The organism is uncultured Williamsia sp. (assembly GCF_947494875.1).
Classification (GTDB): domain Bacteria; phylum Actinomycetota; class Actinomycetes; order Mycobacteriales; family Mycobacteriaceae; genus Williamsia_A.
Window position 1 is genome coordinate 329,722 of sequence record NZ_CANLWM010000007.1, and the last position, 18,395, is coordinate 348,116.

The 18,395-nt window shown below is 72.0% G+C and carries 9 protein-coding genes; 3 read left to right on the forward strand and 6 right to left on the reverse strand.

The window, feature by feature from the left end; genetic code table 11:
* Window positions 1–80: 80 nt before the first annotated feature.
* Window positions 81–3,620 (forward strand): hypothetical protein, encoded by a 3,540-nt coding sequence (locus Q1A98_RS17695; RefSeq protein WP_299575904.1) that lies wholly within the window; start codon window positions 81–83, stop codon window positions 3,618–3,620.
* 4 nt (window positions 3,621–3,624) lie between these two features.
* Here Q1A98_RS17695 and Q1A98_RS17700 read toward each other — a convergent pair whose 3' ends face one another.
* Complete coding sequence (locus Q1A98_RS17700) at window positions 3,625–4,866, reverse strand: MlaD family protein (RefSeq protein ID WP_299575905.1); 1,242 nt, start codon at window positions 4,864–4,866, stop codon at window positions 3,625–3,627.
* Between the two features lie 255 nt (window positions 4,867–5,121).
* Here Q1A98_RS17700 and Q1A98_RS17705 point away from each other — a divergent pair, with 255 nt between their 5' ends.
* Entirely contained in the window at window positions 5,122–7,182 is a 2,061-nt protein-coding gene (locus tag Q1A98_RS17705; RefSeq protein ID WP_299575906.1) for a glycosyltransferase family 39 protein, read from the forward strand.
* 100 nt (window positions 7,183–7,282) lie between these two features.
* Here the strand turns inward: Q1A98_RS17705 and purH are convergent, their stop codons facing one another.
* The 5 genes from purH to Q1A98_RS17730 form a co-directional block, all read right to left on the reverse strand.
* Entirely contained in the window at window positions 7,283–8,839 is a 1,557-nt protein-coding gene (gene purH / locus Q1A98_RS17710) for a bifunctional phosphoribosylaminoimidazolecarboxamide formyltransferase/IMP cyclohydrolase (RefSeq protein ID WP_299575908.1), read from the reverse strand.
* Window positions 8,836–9,417: a phosphoribosylglycinamide formyltransferase gene (gene purN, locus Q1A98_RS17715; protein ID WP_299575988.1), complete on the reverse strand. Its 582-nt coding sequence runs from the start codon at window positions 9,415–9,417 to the stop codon at window positions 8,836–8,838. Before purN ends, purH begins: the two co-directional genes overlap by 4 nt.
* A 127-nt stretch (window positions 9,418–9,544) precedes the next feature.
* Window positions 9,545–10,996, reverse strand: a complete 1,452-nt coding sequence (locus Q1A98_RS17720) for a DUF6350 family protein (protein ID WP_299575909.1) — start codon at window positions 10,994–10,996, stop codon at window positions 9,545–9,547.
* A gap of 84 nt (window positions 10,997–11,080) precedes the next feature.
* The gene (locus Q1A98_RS17725; RefSeq protein WP_299575910.1) at window positions 11,081–12,502 is read right to left on the reverse strand and encodes a DUF5336 domain-containing protein; all 1,422 of its coding nucleotides are present in this window, start codon (window positions 12,500–12,502) and stop codon (window positions 11,081–11,083) included.
* A gap of 132 nt (window positions 12,503–12,634) precedes the next feature.
* Window positions 12,635–14,659 carry an acetoacetate--CoA ligase gene (locus Q1A98_RS17730; protein WP_299575912.1) on the reverse strand — a complete coding sequence of 675 codons (2,025 nt, stop codon included), beginning with the start codon at window positions 14,657–14,659 and terminating at the stop codon, window positions 12,635–12,637.
* A gap of 139 nt (window positions 14,660–14,798) precedes the next feature.
* On the opposite strand from Q1A98_RS17730, the gene Q1A98_RS17735 reads away from it, so the two are divergent.
* Window positions 14,799–18,356, forward strand: a complete 3,558-nt coding sequence (locus tag Q1A98_RS17735; protein ID WP_299575914.1) for an indolepyruvate ferredoxin oxidoreductase family protein — start codon at window positions 14,799–14,801, stop codon at window positions 18,354–18,356.
* Window positions 18,357–18,395: the final 39 nt, after the last annotated feature.

Below are 18,395 nucleotides of genomic sequence, written 5' to 3' on the forward strand. Positions count from 1 at the left end.
AGCGCACGTGGGGACGTGCGCCGCGCAACGAGAGTGAGACACCCGCCGTCCACGGTCGGCGGGGTGGCCAGGGGGGCCTCGTGTACGCAGATCTGCGTGCCCGTCCGCGTGTCGACGCGGCCGGGCACTCCACGCATCCGACGTCGACCGACGCCGCATCGGTGGCGGACGATCCGTCGCCACGGCCCGACGACGCGAGCCCGTACCGACCGCTCACCGCCTACACCGAGGTCGACGCCGCGGTGTTCGCCGGACGTACCGACCTGCGACGCCGCCTTCATCTGCGGGTGACGGCCGGCGAGGGCGCCGTCGTTCTGCTCGGTCCGTCCGGCTCCGGGAAGACCTCGCTGCTGCGAGCCGGTCTGATCCCCGAGGTCCGCGCATCGGGTTTGCGCACCCGCACCGACCGGGTCGACGCGTCGACGGTGATCCTCAGGCCCGGCTCCGACGCCGTCGCGTCGCTCGCCGCGGCCGTCGGCCTCGACCGGTCCGCGGTCGACGACGCCTCCGCCGCGCCCGATCTCGTGGCGGCGTCCGACGTCGTCTCCGTGACGGCCACCGGTCGGCACCGCGCCTGCCTGCTCGTCGTCGACCAGGTCGAGGAGCTGTTCCGCTGGTGCGGCTCGGCCGACCGCGCCCTGTTCCTCCGTCTGATCGACACACTGGCCGGTGACAGCCGGTTCGCCGTCGTCCTCGGGCTGGGTGCCGAGTACGCCGCGCAGGCGCTCACCGAACCCGTCCTCGCCACCGCCCTCGACACTCGGTCGGTGGTGCTCACGCCGATGAGCACCCCGGAGGTCGTCGAGGCCGTCGACCTGCCCGCGCGGGTCGCGGGCGTGCGGACCGAGTCCGGGCTCGGCGAGGCGATCGCGGCCGATCTCACCCGGGTGGACGCCGACACCCCGCCCCTCGTCGCGCTCGGCGTGATGCTCGATCACCTGTGGCACACGCGGATCGCCGACACCGACGTCGCGATGACCATGAAGGCGTACCGCGCGTCGGACCCGATCACCGAGATCACGGCGATCGCCGCCGACCGTGCCTGGTCGCGGTTCACCCCGGTCGACCGGGACACGGCCCGCATCCTCCTGCTCGCCGCGGCCGACGGATCACCGTCCGCTCGTGACACCACCCACCTGCTGCGTCGTGTCGCCCGCCCCCATCTCGACCGCGTCCTCAGCCGTCTCACCGAGGCGCACCTCGTCCGGGTCGTCGAGGGCCGGGTGGAACTCACCCACCCGGCGTTGATCACGGCCTGGCCGCGGCTGTCCGCGTGGATCGCCGACCGTCGAGTGCAGGCACCGCTGCGGGACCGCGTCACCACCGACGCGGCCCGCTGGGCGCAGGGCGGCCGGCCCGCCGACGAGCTGTACGACACCGACCGGCTCCGGCGCGCCGAGTCCGCGCTCGAACCGTTCGACGAGCTCGGATCCGATGCCGCCTCGTTCCTCGAGCGATCACGAGATCGCCTGCGGCTGCATCGTTCCCGACGTCGGGTCCTGGCCACTGTCGGGGTCCTCGTGGCGATCGTGTCGCTGGTGCTCGCGGTGGTGTTCGGGGTCGGTACCCAGCGATCGGACGCCCAGCGCGACGCCGCACGGATCACATCCCTCATCGAGCGGTCCTCGGCTCTCGCACAGACGAATCCGTCCGCGTCGGCGGCCGCCGCCCGTGCTGCGTTCGCGGCGGACCCGGCTGACGCAGGAGCCGAGGCGGCCGTCCTGGCCACCCAGACACGGCCACTCGCCCGCCCACTCGGCGTCGGCGCCACACGCGCCGTCGCCACCCCCGCGGCGGACCCGGCGGCCCCGTCGGTGGTCGTGGGACCCGCCGGTGGGCTCACCGTGGTCGGCGCGACCGGCCCGGGCGGATCGATCGTCGACGCCGGCGTCGCCGACGGTCCGCAGTCGGTGGCGATCTCCGGGACGACGGCGATGGGTGTCGTCTCCGACGGCGCGATCCGCCTGTGGCGCATCGGATCCGGGCTCGCCCCGAGCCCGGTCGGGACGGTGCCGACCTCCCGTCCCGCGGTCGCGGTGGTCGCGATCCCGGAGCCGAACCGGTTCGCCGTCGTCGACGCGGCGGGCACCCTGCGCATCGTCGCCGTCGACGATCCCGCCCGCCCGACGGTCGCCGCGACCGCCGCGCTCGGTGGGACACCCACCGCCCTCGCGGCCGGACCCGACGGCGTCGTCGTCGGTGCCACCGACGGCGGGGCGACCGTCGTCGACCCCCGAACCGGGGCCCTCGTGGGGTCGCTGCCGTCGGTCGACGGCGCCGTGACCGCCGTCGCCACCACCACCGGCTACACCGCCCTCGCGGACGGTGCCGGTCAGGTGTCCGTCGTCCGGGTCGGCGCGGACGGGCTCGCGACCGGGCCCGCGACCGATCTCGCCGGCGACCACAGCCGCGTCGGGTCGCTGTCGTTCTCACCGTCCGGCCCCGGCCGCCCGGCACCCGTTCTGGCGGTGACCGCCGACGGCATCACCGACATCGTCGACCCCGCCCGCCCCGCCGCGTCCACGCCGCAGATCTCACCGCTGCGCAGCCCGGGCGGGATCACGGCCGCCCGGTTCGCTCCCGACGGCGTACTGGTCAGCACCGGCGCCGATGGCGCGCGCTCGTGGTCGCTGCCGACGGGGACGATCCCCGGCACGATCGGGACCGCGGCGACGCCGTCGTGTTCGATCGCCCGATCCATCTGCGCCGTACCGCATCTCGACGGACCGGTCCAGGTGGTCGACATCAGCGATCCCCGGGCACCGGTGGTCGGCGGGGTCGTCGACGCACCCGACCACTTCGACGGCGCGGCGGTCGCGCCGAGTGGCCTGTGGATGATGACTGTCGATGCCGGACACCGCGCTCAGCTGTGGGACACCCGGACGTTCGCGGCGCCGGTCGCGGTGGGCGCCCCGGTGCAGCTCGGTCCCGGCCCAATCGGCGTGATCGCGTTCTCACCCACGTCGTCGTTGATCGCCATGTCGCGCAACGGTGGCGCGTCGACGGGGATCTGGTCGGTCACGCCGCGAGGACTGGTCGCGATCGGCGACCTCGACATCGGTACCCGAGCCACCGCGGCCGCCTGGTCCTCCGACGGCGGCCAGATCGCCGTGGGCGGGCCCACGGGCGTCCTGCGGTGGACTGTGTCGTCGACGGGGGTCGGTGCCATCTCCGGCCGGATCGCGCCGTCGACACCCGTCACCGCGCTCGCCTACGGACTCGCGCTCGGCGAGGGCGAACCCGGCTCGGACTCCCGGGCCGCGCTGCGCCCGGTGGTGGTGGTCGGGGACGCGACGGGTGGCGTGAGCCGCTTCGACGTGGGCACCGGCGGTGCGCTGGGTCCGCGGGTGTCCCTCGGGTCGACCGCTGTCACCTCCGTCGCCGCGGTCGGCGCGACGACGGCGACCGGCTCCGCGGACGGCTCCATCCACCGCGTCGCGGCCAACGGCAGCGCTGTCCGGGTGGCCGACCTCTACCCCGCGCAGGGATCGGGCGTCGTCCACGTCGGGCCGTCGGGCGGTGACGACATCATCGCGGTCGGGGACGAGACGGCCAGCCGCGTGATGACACTGCGGACCCAGACCGTCGACCAGCGCATCTGCGCCGCCACGGGCTGCTGACCCGTCAGCGGGGGGAGACTCCCAGCAAGGCCGAGAGCTGCGTGGCGATCGGGTTCAGGTCGAGCTTGTCGGGGTCCTTCTTGGGGATGTCGTCCCATGGCTGCCGGATGTCCGGGTCGGCCCAGACCGCGCTCTGCGCGCCGCGCACGCTGGTCGGGCTGCCCTGCGGCAGAGCGCACCTCGCGTCGGTGTTGAACGGGAAGTCGTCGTAGTTGATGTCGAAATCCGGGTTCTTCCGCTTCTCCTCGGCGATGATCTGCTGGGTCTTCTCGTAGCCGAAGGTGCACGCGGGCGGGTTGTTCGTCTCCAGGGTCGCCCCGAAATGGACCGTGCCGTCGCCCGGCGACGGCGTGTAGCTCCCGCTGGACACCGCGGAGATCACGGCGAGAGCGGGCGAGACGGCCGGGAACGTGCCCTTGATGTTCCGGATGTCGAGCGCGAGATCGCGCAGGGCCCTGGTGACGTCGCCCCCACTGCGTTCCAGCAGCGCCGACAGCTGCGTGGCCGACGTCTGACCCGTGGTGAGGAGGCGACGCAGGTCGGGGTCGCTGGTCGCGAGCTGCGCGGTGATGAGCCCGAGGCTGCGCGACCAGTTCAGGATCTCGTCCGACTGCGCGGCCTGCGTGGTGAGCACCGTGTCGGAGTTGCGGATCAGCGAGATCGTCTGCGGCAGGTTGTCGTTGCCCGACTTCGACAGGTTCGCCAGCGAGTCGACCAGCGTGCGCAGGTTCTCGCCGTTGTTGTCGAACGCCTTGCCCAGCTCCGTCACGACCGTCTTCAGATCGTCGACGGGCACCGACCCGGCGAGGTCGACCGCGGAGGACACGACGTCCTGGATCGGTACCGGGATCGCGGTGTCGCTGATCACCGAGCCGTCGGTCAGTTGTGGTCCACCCGTCGACGGCGGACGCAGGTCCACGTACTGCTCACCGATCGCCGACCGGCTCGCCACCACCGCCTGGGCCGACGCCGGGATCCGCGGGCCGTCGGAGTTCAGGTCGAGGTCGACGCGGACACCGTCGGGCCGCAGGTGGAGCGATCCGACGCGGCCCACCGGCGAACCGAGATAGGTCACCTCGGCGTTGGTGAAGATGCCGCCGGAGTCGGGGAAGTCGGCGTGGACGGTGTACGTCCCGATGCCGAAGAGCTTGTCCAGGCGGGCGTAGGTGGCGCCGACGTACGCCGTGGCGATCACCCCGACCACGGCCAGCACCGTCAGCTGCCAGCGCACACGTCTCGACCGCACCACCTGCCCGGGTCACCCTTCCCGCGTCGTTCGTCTGTCCGCGACGCGCTGTGAGCACAGTAGGACGACCGCGCGTTGATAACAGTGAATTGGACATGTTCGACGTCAAACGTGTCGGCTCGGCGGACCTCGGGTCGACGTCCCGACCTGCCCGAGCGGGCTTTGTCGGGAACGTCCGGGACGCCGGGCATCCTGACAGCGAGTTCACAGTGACCCGTCACCCGACCGTCAGCGGCAGTCGCGAGAGTCGTCACCGTGACCATCGACGCCCCTGTGCATCCGTCCCCCGCCGCGGCCGACGCTCCGTCGCCCACCGGCGGCCTGCCGCCCGCACGTCCCGTCGATCGCATCGCGCTCGCGGTGCTGCTCGTCGGCACCGCGGTGCTCTACCTCTGGAACATCACGATCAACGGGTCGGCGAACACCTTCTACGCCGGCGCCGCGTGGGCGGGGTCGAAGAGTTGGGAGGCCCTCTTCTTCGGCTCCATCGACCCGTCGAACTTCATCACCGTCGACAAGCCGCCGGTGTCGCAGTGGGTGATGGGGCTGTCCGGCCGCATCTTCGGCTACTCCAGCGCCTCGCTGCTGATCCCCGAGGCCCTCATGGGCGTCGCGACCGTCGCACTGGTCTACGCCGCGGTCACGCGTCTGGCCGGTCGGGGCGCAGGCCTGGTGGCCGGCACGGCGATGGCGCTGACGCCCGTGGCCGTCATGATGTTCCGCTTCGACAACCCCGACGCCGCGATGGTGCTGCTCATGACCGTCGCCGCGTACTGCACCGTCCGGGCGACGGCGTCCGCGTCGGGACGGTGGCTCGCGCTCGCCGGCGTCGCGGTCGGGTTCGCGTTCCTCGCCAAGATGCTCGAGGGCCTCATGGTGCTGCCCGCCCTCGGCCTGGTCTACCTCATCGCGGCCCCGACGACCCTGCGCCGCAGGATCGTCCACCTGCTCGTCGCGACGGTGGCGATGATCGCGGCGGCCGGGTGGTACGTCCTCGTCACCATCGCGTGGCCCGCGTCGTCGCGGCCCTACATCGCCGGGTCGACGGACAACTCCTTCATGAACCTCGTGCTGGGCTACAACGGGCTGCAGCGCATCGAGGGCAAGGAGCACGCAGGCAACGCCGCCCAGCGCTCGGTGATGAACTCACCGCTGACGCACGAGCTGATGCAGCGGTTCTCCCACGCCGGCGGCGGGCACCGCGGCGGGATGTTCTCCGAGAACCCCGGCATCACGCGACTGTTCCAGGGCGAGTTCGGTGTCGAGATCTCGTGGTTGCTGCCGGCGGCGCTCGTCGCACTGGTGGTGGGCCTGGTGCTCCGTGGTCGCGCGCCCCGCACCGACCCGACTCGGGTCGGGTTCATCCTGTTCGGGACGTGGCTGCTGGTCGACGGCATCGTGCTCTCGTACATGAAGAGCAATCCGCACCCCTACTACTCGCTGGCCATCGCGCCGCCCATCGCCGCGCTCGTCGGACTCGGTGTGGCGCAGTGCGTCCGCGACAGGCATCGCATCACCGCTGTGATCGGTGGCGCGGCCATCGTGGCCGCGGCGGGCGGCTGGTCGTTCGTGCTCATGCGCCGCGACCCGACCTGGCAGTCGTGGCTGTCGTGGACGGTCGCGGTCCTGACCGTGGTCGCCGTGCTGACGATCGTGGTCATCGGCCTGGCGGGTGAGTCGTCGTCGCGCGTCGGTCGACGCACCGGGCTCGCCGTCGCCGCGATCGCCGCGCTCATCGGGTTGGCCGGGATCGCCGCGCCCGCGGCGTATTCCGCCGAGGTGGTCGCCACCCCACACACCGGCGGCAGCCCGTCGGCGGACCCGACCACCGAGGACCGGGCCCACTCGCAACACGACACCGGAGGATTCGCGTCGTTCTTCGGCGGCACCACCAGCGCGCCGTCGGAGCTCACCCGCGCACTGCAGGCGACGCACACCCGGTGGGCCGCGGCCGTGAGCCGGTCGTCGACCGCGGCGGGTCTCGAGTTGTCGACGCGCACACCGATCATGGCGATCGGCGGCTTCACCGGCAGCGATCCCGCACCGACGCTCGCGCAATTCCAGCGCTACGTCGCCGATGGCGACATCGGGTACTACATCAGCACCGGCAGCACCGGCGACCGGTCACGCGGCGGATCGAGCGCGACGAGCGCGCTGGGCCTCGACCCGAGCCAGGCCGACCAGGCGGCACAGCTGCTGCGACGCTTCGAGTCCGGCGGTGTGACGGGTCAGATCCAGGAGTGGGTCCAGAGCCACTACACCGGCCACACGATCGGCAGCTACACGGTGTACGACCTGCGCGCCCCGTCCCACTGAGCGGTCCCGACAGTCTCACCCGTCGAGTGGGCGGATGGAGGCGTCGAGTGGGCGGTCGGCCGCCCACTCGACGCCTCCAACCGCCCAGTCGACGCCGGGCTCAGTGCGCGAAGTGGCGGGAGCCCGTGAGGTAGAGGGTGATCCCCGCGTCGGTGGCGGCCTCGATCACCTCGGTGTCCCGGATGGAGCCACCGGGCTGCACGATCGCCCGGACACCGCCGGCGGTCAGCACCTGCAGACCGTCGGGGAACGGGAAGAACGCATCCGACGCCGCGACACTGCCCTTCGCGCGGTCACCGGCGCGCCGGACCGCGAGGTCGGCCGAGTCGACACGGTTCACCTGTCCCATGCCGACGCCGACCGACGCGCCGTCGGCGGCGAGGAGGATCGCGTTCGACTTCACCGACCGGCACGCGATCCACGCGAAGCGCAGGTCGGCGAGGGTGGCGTCGTCGGCCGGATCCCCCGCCGCCAGAGTCCAGTTCGTGGGATCGTCGCCCTCGGCATCGAGGATGTCGCGCTGCTGCACCAGGATCCCGCCCGAGATGGGCCGCAGCTCGGTTCCTGCACGCTGTGGTGGCTGCGCCTGCAGGATGCGGATGTTCTTCTTGCGCGTCAGGACGCCCAGCGCGCCGTCGTCGAAGCCCGGTGCGACGAGGACCTCGGTGAAGATCTCGGCCACCTGCTCGGCCATCGCGACGCTGACGGTGGTGTTGGTGGCGATCACCCCGCCGTAGGCGCTCACCGGGTCGCACTCGTGCGCCTTGCGGTGGGCGGTGGCGACGTCGTCGGCGACGGCGATGCCACAGGGGTTGGCGTGCTTGATGATCGCGACGGCCGGGCCGTCGAAGTCGTGCGCGGCGCGCCAGGCGGCGTCGGCGTCGGTGTAGTTGTTGTAGCTCATCTCCTTGCCGTGCAGCTGCTCGGCGCGGGCGAGGCCACCCCCGCCGGCGTCGACCGGGTCGAGGTAGACCGACGCCGACTGGTGCGGGTTCTCGCCGTACCGCAGGGACGAGCCGAGTTCCCAGGTGCGGCCGACGAACTCGGGTGACCCGCCGTCGGAGAGGTGCTGCGAGAGCCACCCGGCCACGGCGACATCGTAGGACGCCGTGTGCGCGAACGCTTTCGCGGCGAGCGCGGTCCGGGCCCCCAGGTCGAAGCCACCGTCGACGACGGCGCCGGCGATGCGGTCGTAGTCGCCTGGATCGACCACGACGGCCACCGACGGGTGGTTCTTCGCCGCGGCGCGGACCATCGACGGCCCACCGATGTCGATCTGTTCGACGCACTCGTCGAAGCCGGCGCCCGAGGCGACGGTGTCGGTGAACGGGTACAGGTTCACCACGACGAGGTCGAACGGTGCGACACCGAGCTCCTCGAGCTGGTCGCGGTGGGAGGCCTTGCGGCGGTCGGCGAGGATGCCGGCGTGCACCCGGGGGTGCAGTGTCTTGACGCGCCCGTCGAGGCATTCGGGGAAGCCGGTGACCTCGGAGACCTCCGTCACCGGGATCCCCTCCGCCGCAATGGTCTTGGCGGTGGAACCGGTCGACACGAGCTCGACACCGGCGCCGTGGAGGGTGCGGGCGAGCTCGGCGAGTCCGGACTTGTCGTACACGCTGACGAGCGCGCGACGCAGCGGGATACGGGAGTCGGTCACGAGAAACGGGCCTTTCGTCCGTGGGTGGTGACCCCTCGGGTCACGTACGCCGCCACCGCCTGCACCAGCAGGACGTGTTCGACGCTCTTGATACGGGTGTGCAGGGAGGTCTCGTCGTCGTCGGTGTCGATCATCACCGGGGCCTGCATGAGGATCGGTCCGGTGTCGACGCCGTCGTCGACGAGGTGGATGGTCGCCCCGGTCACCGTCACGCCGTGTTCCAGGGCGTCGGCGACGGCATGCGCCCCCGGGAACGACGGCAGGAGCGCGGGATGCGAGTTGAGGATCGCCCCGCCGAACCGGGTCAGGAATGTCGGACCGAGGATCTTCATGAAGCCGGCCGTCACGACGAGGGCGGGCTCGTGACGTGCCACCGCGTCGGTGATCGCGGCGTCCCACGCCGGGCGGTCGGGGAAGTCGGACACCGCGCAGCGGACGACGGGAACATCGAATCCGGCTGCGACATCCTCGGCGCGGCAGGGGCGGTCGACCACGACCGCGACGACACGCGCGGGATAGGACTCGTCGGCGGCGGCGGTGAGGAGTGCGGTCAGCAACGTCCCGGTCCCGGAGGCCAGCACCACGACGGGTGCCCGCTCGGCGGGAGGCGTGGCGTTCAGGACGATCTCCTCGCGGCGGGCGACTGGCGGACACGAGGAGCCTAAACCGGGTGGCCCGACGCCCGGCGCGCCGGGTGAGGTGTCCTCAGCGGCGGTCGTCGTCCCAGCGGTCGTCGTCCCAGCCGTCGTCGACGTCGTGGTCGGCGAAGACGAGGGCCGCGGGAGCGCGCTGCGGGGCGTCCTCGGGGTCGATGTCGACGGTGGGGCTGTCATCGGCGGGGATCTGCGGGCTGTCCTGGGGCAGATCGTCGGCGTCCTCCGACGGCTCGTCGGCCCATCCGTCGATCTGGTCGTCGTGGTCCTCGACGGCGAGGTCGTCGTGCCAGGCGCGCTCGCGCAGGTCGCGGCGGGTCGACGGGAGCGCGACCCGGACCAGCGCGACGACGACGCCGACCACGAACCACCAGCCGACGGTGAACAGTCCGGCCGCGGGGATCGTCGCCCCCGCGGAGCCCATCTCGCCGAGGGCGCCGCCGGCCAGCCAGGTGAGGACCACCATCGCGATCGCCATGAGACCGCCGATCGCGGCTGCGAGGCGCACCGCGTGGATCAGTCCGCGGAACGGGGTGCGCGTCGCGGTGACGACGGCCGCGACAGCAGTGAGGACGAGCAGGACCGGAGCCAGGGTCGGCGCGGCGGTGGGGACGACGGCCACGATCGGCAGCGGCGGCAGGTTCCCCGGGCTCGCCGCGAACAGGTCGCCGCCGGCGGGACCGACGTGTACGGCGGCGCCGACCAGGACTGCGGCGGCGGAGATGACAGCGTTCGGCAGATAGAGGATCGACAGCACCGTCAGCCCGATGCCGCCGACGACACCGTGGCCGGTGGCGACCAGATCACCGACGGCGTCCCAGCGCCACAGCAGTCGCCCGGCTACCACCAGTCCTCCGGCGGACAGCAGGCCAAGCAGGCCGATGGCCGCGCCGCGCAGCGCTGTCGGGGCCCACGGGGCGGCACCGACGACGTCGCGCAGGCGCGGTGCGGCCGGGTCCGAGCGGTGCGCCCAGAGCAGTCCGATGCCCGCGCCGGTCCCGTGGACGGCGACGGTGGCACCGAGGGCGACGGCGATGTTCGGGATCCCGACCGTCACGACGGTGGACCCGTCCATCACCAGGGCGAGTGCGATGACCGTGATCACCAATGGGCCGGCGACGGCGGCCAGGACGACGGCGGTCACGTCGGACCGTGAGCGTCGGGACGCAGCGCGTGCGGTCACCCGGGCGACGGCGGCGACGATGCCGATCGTCGGCAGCAGCGGCAAGACACCGACGGTGACCTCGCTGACCGTCACCGGGACCTGGTGCGCGGCGAGCCAGACCGCACCGACGGCCGCGGTGAGGCCGGTCATCCCCCCGTCGGAGGAGAGCAGTGTGATCGCGACGAGGACCGCGATGCCGATGAGGACGCAGGAGCCCACGGCGAACGCGACCACGACGAGTTCGCGGGTCGAACCCGCAGACCGCGCAGCGGAGAGTCGTTGCGCGCGTCGGAGTTCCCGCAGTCGTGTGGACAGACCGGCGCCGGTGGAGGTGACCATCACCCCTCAGGGTCGCACCACCCCACCGGCGCCGGTGTCAGGCGCGCCGAGTGACCTCGGACGCGCCGTCGTGCTCTGCCGTGGTCAGGACCCGGAGGTCTGCTCCGGGAACGACTGCGTGCGTTCGCCGTACGGCGAGGCGGGCGGCGTGGTGCCCGTCGGGCCCGCGGTCGGGGCGCCCGGGACACCGGTCGAGGGCGACGCCGAGGACGTCTCCCCCGCCGGCTTGCCGAGGCCGACGGTCGGCTGGGCGGTGGGCGAGCTCGTCGACGTACCGGTGTCGGTGGTCGAGCCGGTGCTCGACGACGAGCCCGGCGTGCCGGTGGTACCCGAGGCAGTGCCGGATCCGGTCGCTGTGCCGGTGGCGCCGCCGTAGCTGTAGGCCTGGGTCGGTGCCGACGACGGCGTCTGGGTGGTGGTGGTCGTCGTGGGCGTTCCCGTGCCCGACTGTCCGGCGTCGTTCGACCCGGCGGTCGCGGGCGCCGTCTTCAGCACGCCGCCGTCGACCAGGAGCCAGACGATGGCCGCGATGGCCTCGATGATGCCGAACACCAGCAGCAGGATGAGGCCGATCGACGCGCTGACGACCTCGGGCAGTGTGACCAGCTGGAACAGCGTCACCAACGCGCCGATGAGGGCGAGGGAGGCGACGACGGGGCTGACGGTGCCGGTCAGCTTGGGCAGCAGGGTCGTCAGGGCGAGCACACCGGCTGCGGCGAGCGCGATCAGCGGGAACCCGACGACAGACTGGAACAGGGTGCTGGACGCGTCGCTGCCGTCGGCGAACTGCACCGCGGTGGTGAACCCGAGGAACAGGTTCACGATGCCGAGGACACCGATGACGTAGACGAGGTACTTGCCGATGTCGGCGGGGAGCCCGGGCTCACGCTTGGGCTTCGGTGGCTGCTGGCCGTAGCCCTGCTGGCCGTAGCCGCCCTGCTGACCGTAGTTCTGCTGGCCATAGCCCTGTTGGCCGTAGCCGGCCTGCTGGCCGTAGCCCTGTCCGTATCCACCCTGCTGTCCGTAGGGCGATCCCGTCGCGCCGTATCCGGGCTGCTGGCCGTAGCCCTGCTGACCGCTGTAGCCGGGCTGGCCGCCCTGGCCGTAGCCGGACGGGGCGCCGTACCCGGTGGGCTGTCCGCTCGCTGCCTGCCCGCCGTAGCCGTACCCGCCGGCGCCGGACTGCTGGCCGTAGGGCGACGACCCGTAGGACTGGCCGCCGTACGACTGCCCGCCGTACGACTGGCCGCCGTAGGTCTGACCCGACGGGGTCTGGCCGGTGCCGTAGGACTGTCCGTATGGCGAGCCGCCGTACTGCTGGCCGCCGTAGTTCTGGCCGCCGGTCGCCTGACCGCCCTGACCCGGAGTCGCCTGACCGCCCTGACCCGGGGTCTGCCCCCAGCCCGACTGTCCGGCCTGGTCCGCGGGCCGCGACTGGCCCTGGCCCGGCTGCGACGGTGTCGCGCCGGAGTTCTCGTCGGTGCCCCCACCGGATGGATACGTCACTGCACTCTCCTCACCGAGATCGGATGGTCGGGCGCAGGTTCGCACCGGCGCCCGGACGTACTGCCACGCTAACGTACCGGGCGCGCCTGACGAGGCCTGTCGACATCCTGTACAGGCGTTTGTCATCGCAGGTCACCAGCGGTGTGCGGCACCGGCCTCCCGGTAGAAGTCGAGCAGGTCGGGATCGTCGACCGACCGTGGGTCGAGCGCGACGTCGTCGCGTCCGGCCAGGATCCCGGTGACCGGCACCTCGAGCTTCTTGCCGGTGCGGGTGTGCGGGATGCCGGGGGCCTCGACGATCTCGTCGGGCACGTGCCGGGGCGACAGCCGGGTGCGGATGGTGTCGCGGATCCGGTCACGCAGGCCGTCGTCGAGCCCGTCGGCGTCGGGAACGAGCGTGACGAACAGCGGCATCCAGTAGGCGCCCTCGGGGCCGTCGACCCCGAGCACGAATGCCTCGGCGACCTCGGGCACGGCCTCGACCACCTCGTAGATGTCGGCGGACCCCATCCGGATGCCGTGCCGGTTGAGGGTGGCGTCACTGCGACCGTGGATGACGAGCGAGCCGCGCGCGGTGACGGTCACCCAGTCGCCGTGCCGCCACACCGGCTCCGACGACTGCTCGCCCTCCCACTCGTGCTCGAAGTAGGCAGCGCGATACCGGGACCCGTCCTCGTCGTCCCAGAAGCCGACCGGCATCGACGGCATGGGCGCGGTGATCACCATCTCCCCGACCTCGTCGACGAGCTCGCGACGGTCCGCGGACCAGCTGTGCACCGCCGCGCCGAGGTAGCGGACGGACAGCTCACCGGGGACGACGGGGATGCCGACCGATCCGCCCGCGAACGCGGTGACGACGTCGGTGCCGCCGCTCACCGACGACACGGAGACGTGAGCACCGACGGCGTCCGGGATCCACTCGAAGAGGTCGGCGGCCAACGTCGACCCGGTGCTCCCGACGGTCCGCAGCAGCGACAGTTCGTGTGTCTCGCCGGGTCGCAGTCCGGCCTTGCGCGACGCCTGGATCTGTCCCGGGCTGGTGCCGAGATAGGCGACGCGCTCGGACTCGACGATCTGCCAGAGGCGGTCGGCGTCGGGGTACAGCGGCGAGCCCGAGTAGCAGACCACGCTCACCCCGGCCAGCAGCGCGCCGACGCGGTAGTTCCACATCATCCAGCTCAACGCGGTGTGCCAGAAGAAGACGTCGCCCGGCTCCAGTCCTGCGTGCAGGAGAAGCACCTTGAGGTGCTCGAGCACCACCCCGCCGTGCCCGTGGACGATGCCCTTGGGGCGGCCTGTGGTGCCGGAACTGAACAGCACCCACAGCGGGTGGTCGAACGGCACCGCCTCGACGACGGGATCGGTGGGGTGCGCCATCACCTCACGCAGGTCGACGGTGGTGGCCCCACCGAGGGTCCACGGCTGCGCGTCGTCGGCCGTGGTGACGGTGCCGACGGTGGTGACGGTGTCCATGGCGTCGACGAGGGCCTGGGCGTCGGCGCGCTTGTCGCGCCATCTCCCGCCGAAGAGATAGCCGTCGGCGACGACGAGAACGGTCGGTTTCAGCTGTCCGAGACGGGCCGCGGCGCCCTCGGGCGCGTAGTCGGCGCCGCACCCCGACCACACTGCTCCGATGGACGCGGTCGCGAGGAACGCCACCATCGCCTCGGCGATGTCAGGCAGGTAGGCGGCGACGACATCACCCCGTCGGACCCCGGACTCGCGCAGCCACTGCGCGACCGCACCGATCTGCCCGGGCAGGTCCGCCCAGGTGTGCACGGTGCGGGTCCCGTCCTCGGCGACACCGACGATCGCAGCGGCCTCACCGTCGGCGGTCGCGCACGCGGCGAGGACGGGGTCGACGTAGTTGAGCTCCACCCCCGGGAACCACACCGCGCCGGGCATCACGTCGGATGCGAGCACCCGGTCGAGCGGGGTGGCGTCGGTGATCTGCTCGCCGGACCGGCTGCGCATCCCGGTGAACACCCACAGGGCTCGCCAGAACTCGCCGGGGTTCGCGACGCTCCACTCCCACACGCGGGCGTAGTCCCGCACCGGGTCGTCGGCGACGAGGGTCCCGTCGTCGGGTCGGGCCTGCGGCGGCAACTGGGCGACGAAACGGTCGACGGCGGACATCTCGCCGGGGTGCTCGGTCACCGCGACATCATCCCCCGCCCCGTCGAGTGACAGTGGTCACCTCACGACATACGGTGTGGGCACCGACACACAACACTCCGTCGCTGCGCCCACCACCCCCGGGCGTGGACGGACACATATGAGCAGGCCAGGAGACCCCATGACCCTCACGACCGAACCGACGCCGCGCGGCGGCGGCACCGCAGCGCCGCAGTCCCGGTACTCCCTCGACGACCGCTACACGCGCTCGTCGGGAACCGTCTACCTGACGGGCATCCAGGCGCTGGTGCGCATGATCGGCGACCGCGCCCGCATCGACCGTCGCAGCGGTCTGCACACCGCCTCCTTCGTCTCCGGCTACGAGGGGTCGCCGCTCGCCGGCTTCGACCTCGAACTCGCCCGTCGCCGTGCGCTCCTCGCACCGCTCGACGTCACCCACCGGCCCGCCCTCAACGAAGAACTCGGCGCCACGTCGGTGATGGGGTCGCAGGTCGCCGCACGCGTCGCCACCCTCGCCCCCACCGCCGACGGCACGGCGCGCGACGGCGTCGTCGGCTACTGGTACGGCAAGGCCCCCGGCCTCGACCGCGCCTCCGACGCCCTGCGGCACGCGAACCTCATCGGCACCCACCACCGCGGCGGCGCGGTCGCGCTCGTCGGCGACGACCCGGGAGCGAAGAGCTCGACGGTCCCCTGCGCGTCGGAGATGGCCCTGGCCGACCTCTACATGCCGGTGCTCTACCCGGCCGACTCGCAGGACATCCTCGACTTCGGCGTGCACGCCGCACTGATGTCCCGGGTCTCCGGTCTGTGGACGTCGCTGAAGATCTCCGCGCACGTCGCCGACGGCGCCTCGACCGCCGAGGTCTCCCCCGACAGGATCGTCCCCGACCTCGGAGCACTCGGCGACAGCCCGCACATCCCCAGCGGTCGGCTGCTCGGTGCGGAGTTGATGGAGCTCGAGCAGAACCAGCTCACCATCCGTAAGCCGCGCGCCGAGGAGTACGCCCGTCTCAACCGTCTGAACCGGATCGTGACGCGCACCGCCGACGATCGCATCGGCATCGTCGCCGCCGGCAAGACCTACCTCGACGTGCGGGAGGCGTTGCGGCTCATCGGGATCGGCGACGACGAGCTCGGACGCCTCGGCATCCGCATCCTCAAGCTCGGGATGGTCTACCCGTTCGAACGGTCGATCCTCGACGAGTTCGTGTCCGGCCTCGACGAGATCATCGTGGTCGAGGAGAAGCGTGACTTCATCGAGACGATGATGCGCGACATCCTGTTCGACCGCGCGCGAGCCGGTGGCCTGGCCTCCATCGTGGGCAAGACCGACGAGCGGGGCGCCACCCTGTTCTCACGCTTCGGCGAGCTCGACGTCGACGCCGTGACGCGGGGGCTGGCGAACCGCCTCGCCCGGGCTCATCACGTCCCGGCCGCGGTCGACTGGCTGGAGCGACAGAGCCGCCGCCGCACCCGTATCGAGCTCCCGCTCGCGGTGCGCACCCCCTATTTCTGTTCGGGCTGCCCGCACAACAGCTCGACGAAAGTCACCCCCGACACCCTCGTCGGCGCCGGGATCGGTTGTCACGCCATGGTTCTGCTGATGGATCCCGCCCAGGTCGGTGACATCACCGGCGTCACCCAGATGGGTGGCGAGGGTGCGCAGTGGCTGGGCATCGCACCGTTCGTCGGCGAGCAGCACTTCGTGCAGAACGTCGGCGACGGCACCTTCATGCACTCCGGATCGCTCGCGCTGCGTGCCGCGGTCGCCTCAGGGGAACGCATCACCTACAAGCTCCTCTACAACGGGACCGTCGCGATGACCGGTGGACAGGACGCCGTCGGCGCGCAGGGACTGGGGCCGCTGACCCGACTCCTGCAGGCGGAGGGCGTGTCCCGTGTCGTCGTCACCTCCGACGACCCCGACCGCACCCGCGCGCTCGACCTGGCGCCCGGTGTGTCCGTCCGGCACCGCGACGACATGCTCGCGGTACAGACCGAACTCGCCGCCGTCGACGGTGTGACGGTGTTGGTGCACGACCAGCACTGCGCGGCCGAGAAGCGTCGCGGCCGCAAGCGCGGGACCACGCCGACACCGACCACCCGGGTGATGATCAACGAACGCATCTGCGAGGGCTGCGGCGACTGCGGGCAGAAGAGCAACTGCCTGTCGGTACATCCGGTGCAGACGGAGTTCGGCCGCAAGACGCGGATCGACCAGAGCTCCTGCAACCTCGACATGTCCTGCCTCGACGGCGACTGCCCGTCGTTCGTGACCGTCACCCCCGGGAGCGGGGTGACCCGTCGGCGCGTCGCCGACATCGGCGCCGACGTCGTCCAGCCGCCTGTCACGCCGTCGAGGTTGTCGGAGCACGGGTTCCGGATGCGCACCACCGGCATCGGCGGCACCGGTGTCGTGACCGTCTGCCAGGTGCTGGCCACCGCGGCGTCGCTCGACGGCCTGCACGCCCGCACCGTCGACATGACGGGTCTCGCGCAGAAGGGTGGTGCGGTGGTCGGCGACCTCAAGCTGGCCACGCGCCCGCACGTCGACCAGGCCGCGAAGGTCGCGACCGGCGACTGCGACCTGTACCTCGCGTGCGATCCGCTCGTCGGTGTCGACCCGGTGAACATCCGCGTCGCCGACCCCGACCTCACCGTCGCGGTGGTGTCGACCAGCGAGATCCCCACGGGTGCCATGGTGATCGACACCGCCGTCGGGTTCCCCGCGCGGTCGAGCATCGTCGATCGGGTCACCGAGCACGTCGCTCGGGCCGTCTTCGTCGACCCGGCCGCGACCGCCACCGCTCTGTTCGGCGACGAGCAGTTCGCCAACATGCTCATGGTCGGTGTCGCGTATCAGACCGGCGCGCTGCCGATCTCGGACACCGCGATCGAACAGGCCATCGGCGTCAACGGCGTCGCCGTGGACGCGAACGTCCAGGCGTTCCGGCGCGGACGACAACTCGTCGCGGATCCGTCTGCGGTCACCGCGGCGATCGAGGCCGTACACCCGGCGGCGCCGGTCGTCGAGCCGTCGGCGTTCGCCCGCGACCTCGTCGCGGGGTTCGGTGACGTCGACGACGACCTGCGTGCGGCTCTGCTGCTGCGCATCGACGACCTCGTCGGCTATCAGAGTGAGCGGTACGCCCGGCAGTTCGCCGCCGACGTCCGCGCGGTGATGGCCGCAGAACGGCCGTTCGCCTCCACCGCGGTCACCGCCGCGGCCGTGCGGGGCCTGTACAAGTTGATGGCCTACAAGGACGAGTACGAGGTGGCCCGTCTGTCCGCCGACGACGCGTTCGCCCGCGAGGTCGCCGACACCTTCGGCGCAGACGCCCGCGTGGACGTCCGTCTGCACCCACCGGCCCTGCGGGCGATGGGGATGCGTCGCAAGATCGCTCTCGGCCCGACGACGCAGAAGGCGCTGCACGGCCTGGCGCGGTTCAAGCGTCTCCGCGGGACCGCGCTGGACCCGTTCGGGCGCAGCGAGATCCGGCGGACCGAGCGCGCTCTGGTCGAGGAGTACCGCGACCTCCTGCGGACACTCACCCGGGCCCTGGGCGCCGACGGCCTGTCGCGCGACGACCTGCCGGCGGTCGCCGCCCTGCTCGACCTGCCCGACATGGTTCGCGGTTACGAGGACATCAAGATGGCCACCGTCGCCCGCTACCGCGAACAGTTCGCCGCCCAGCGGGAGCGCCTCGGCGTCTGACCCCTGATTTCTGACACCCCTGGCAAATTCTTGTCAGGG

Coding starts and splice junctions, on each gene's coding strand:
- Q1A98_RS17735 (WP_299575914.1), top strand. CDS start 14,799: ATGACCCTCACGACCGAACCGACGCCGCGCGGCGGCGGCACCGCAGCG.
- Q1A98_RS17720 (WP_299575909.1), bottom strand. CDS start 10,996: ATGGTCACCTCCACCGGCGCCGGTCTGTCCACACGACTGCGGGAACTC.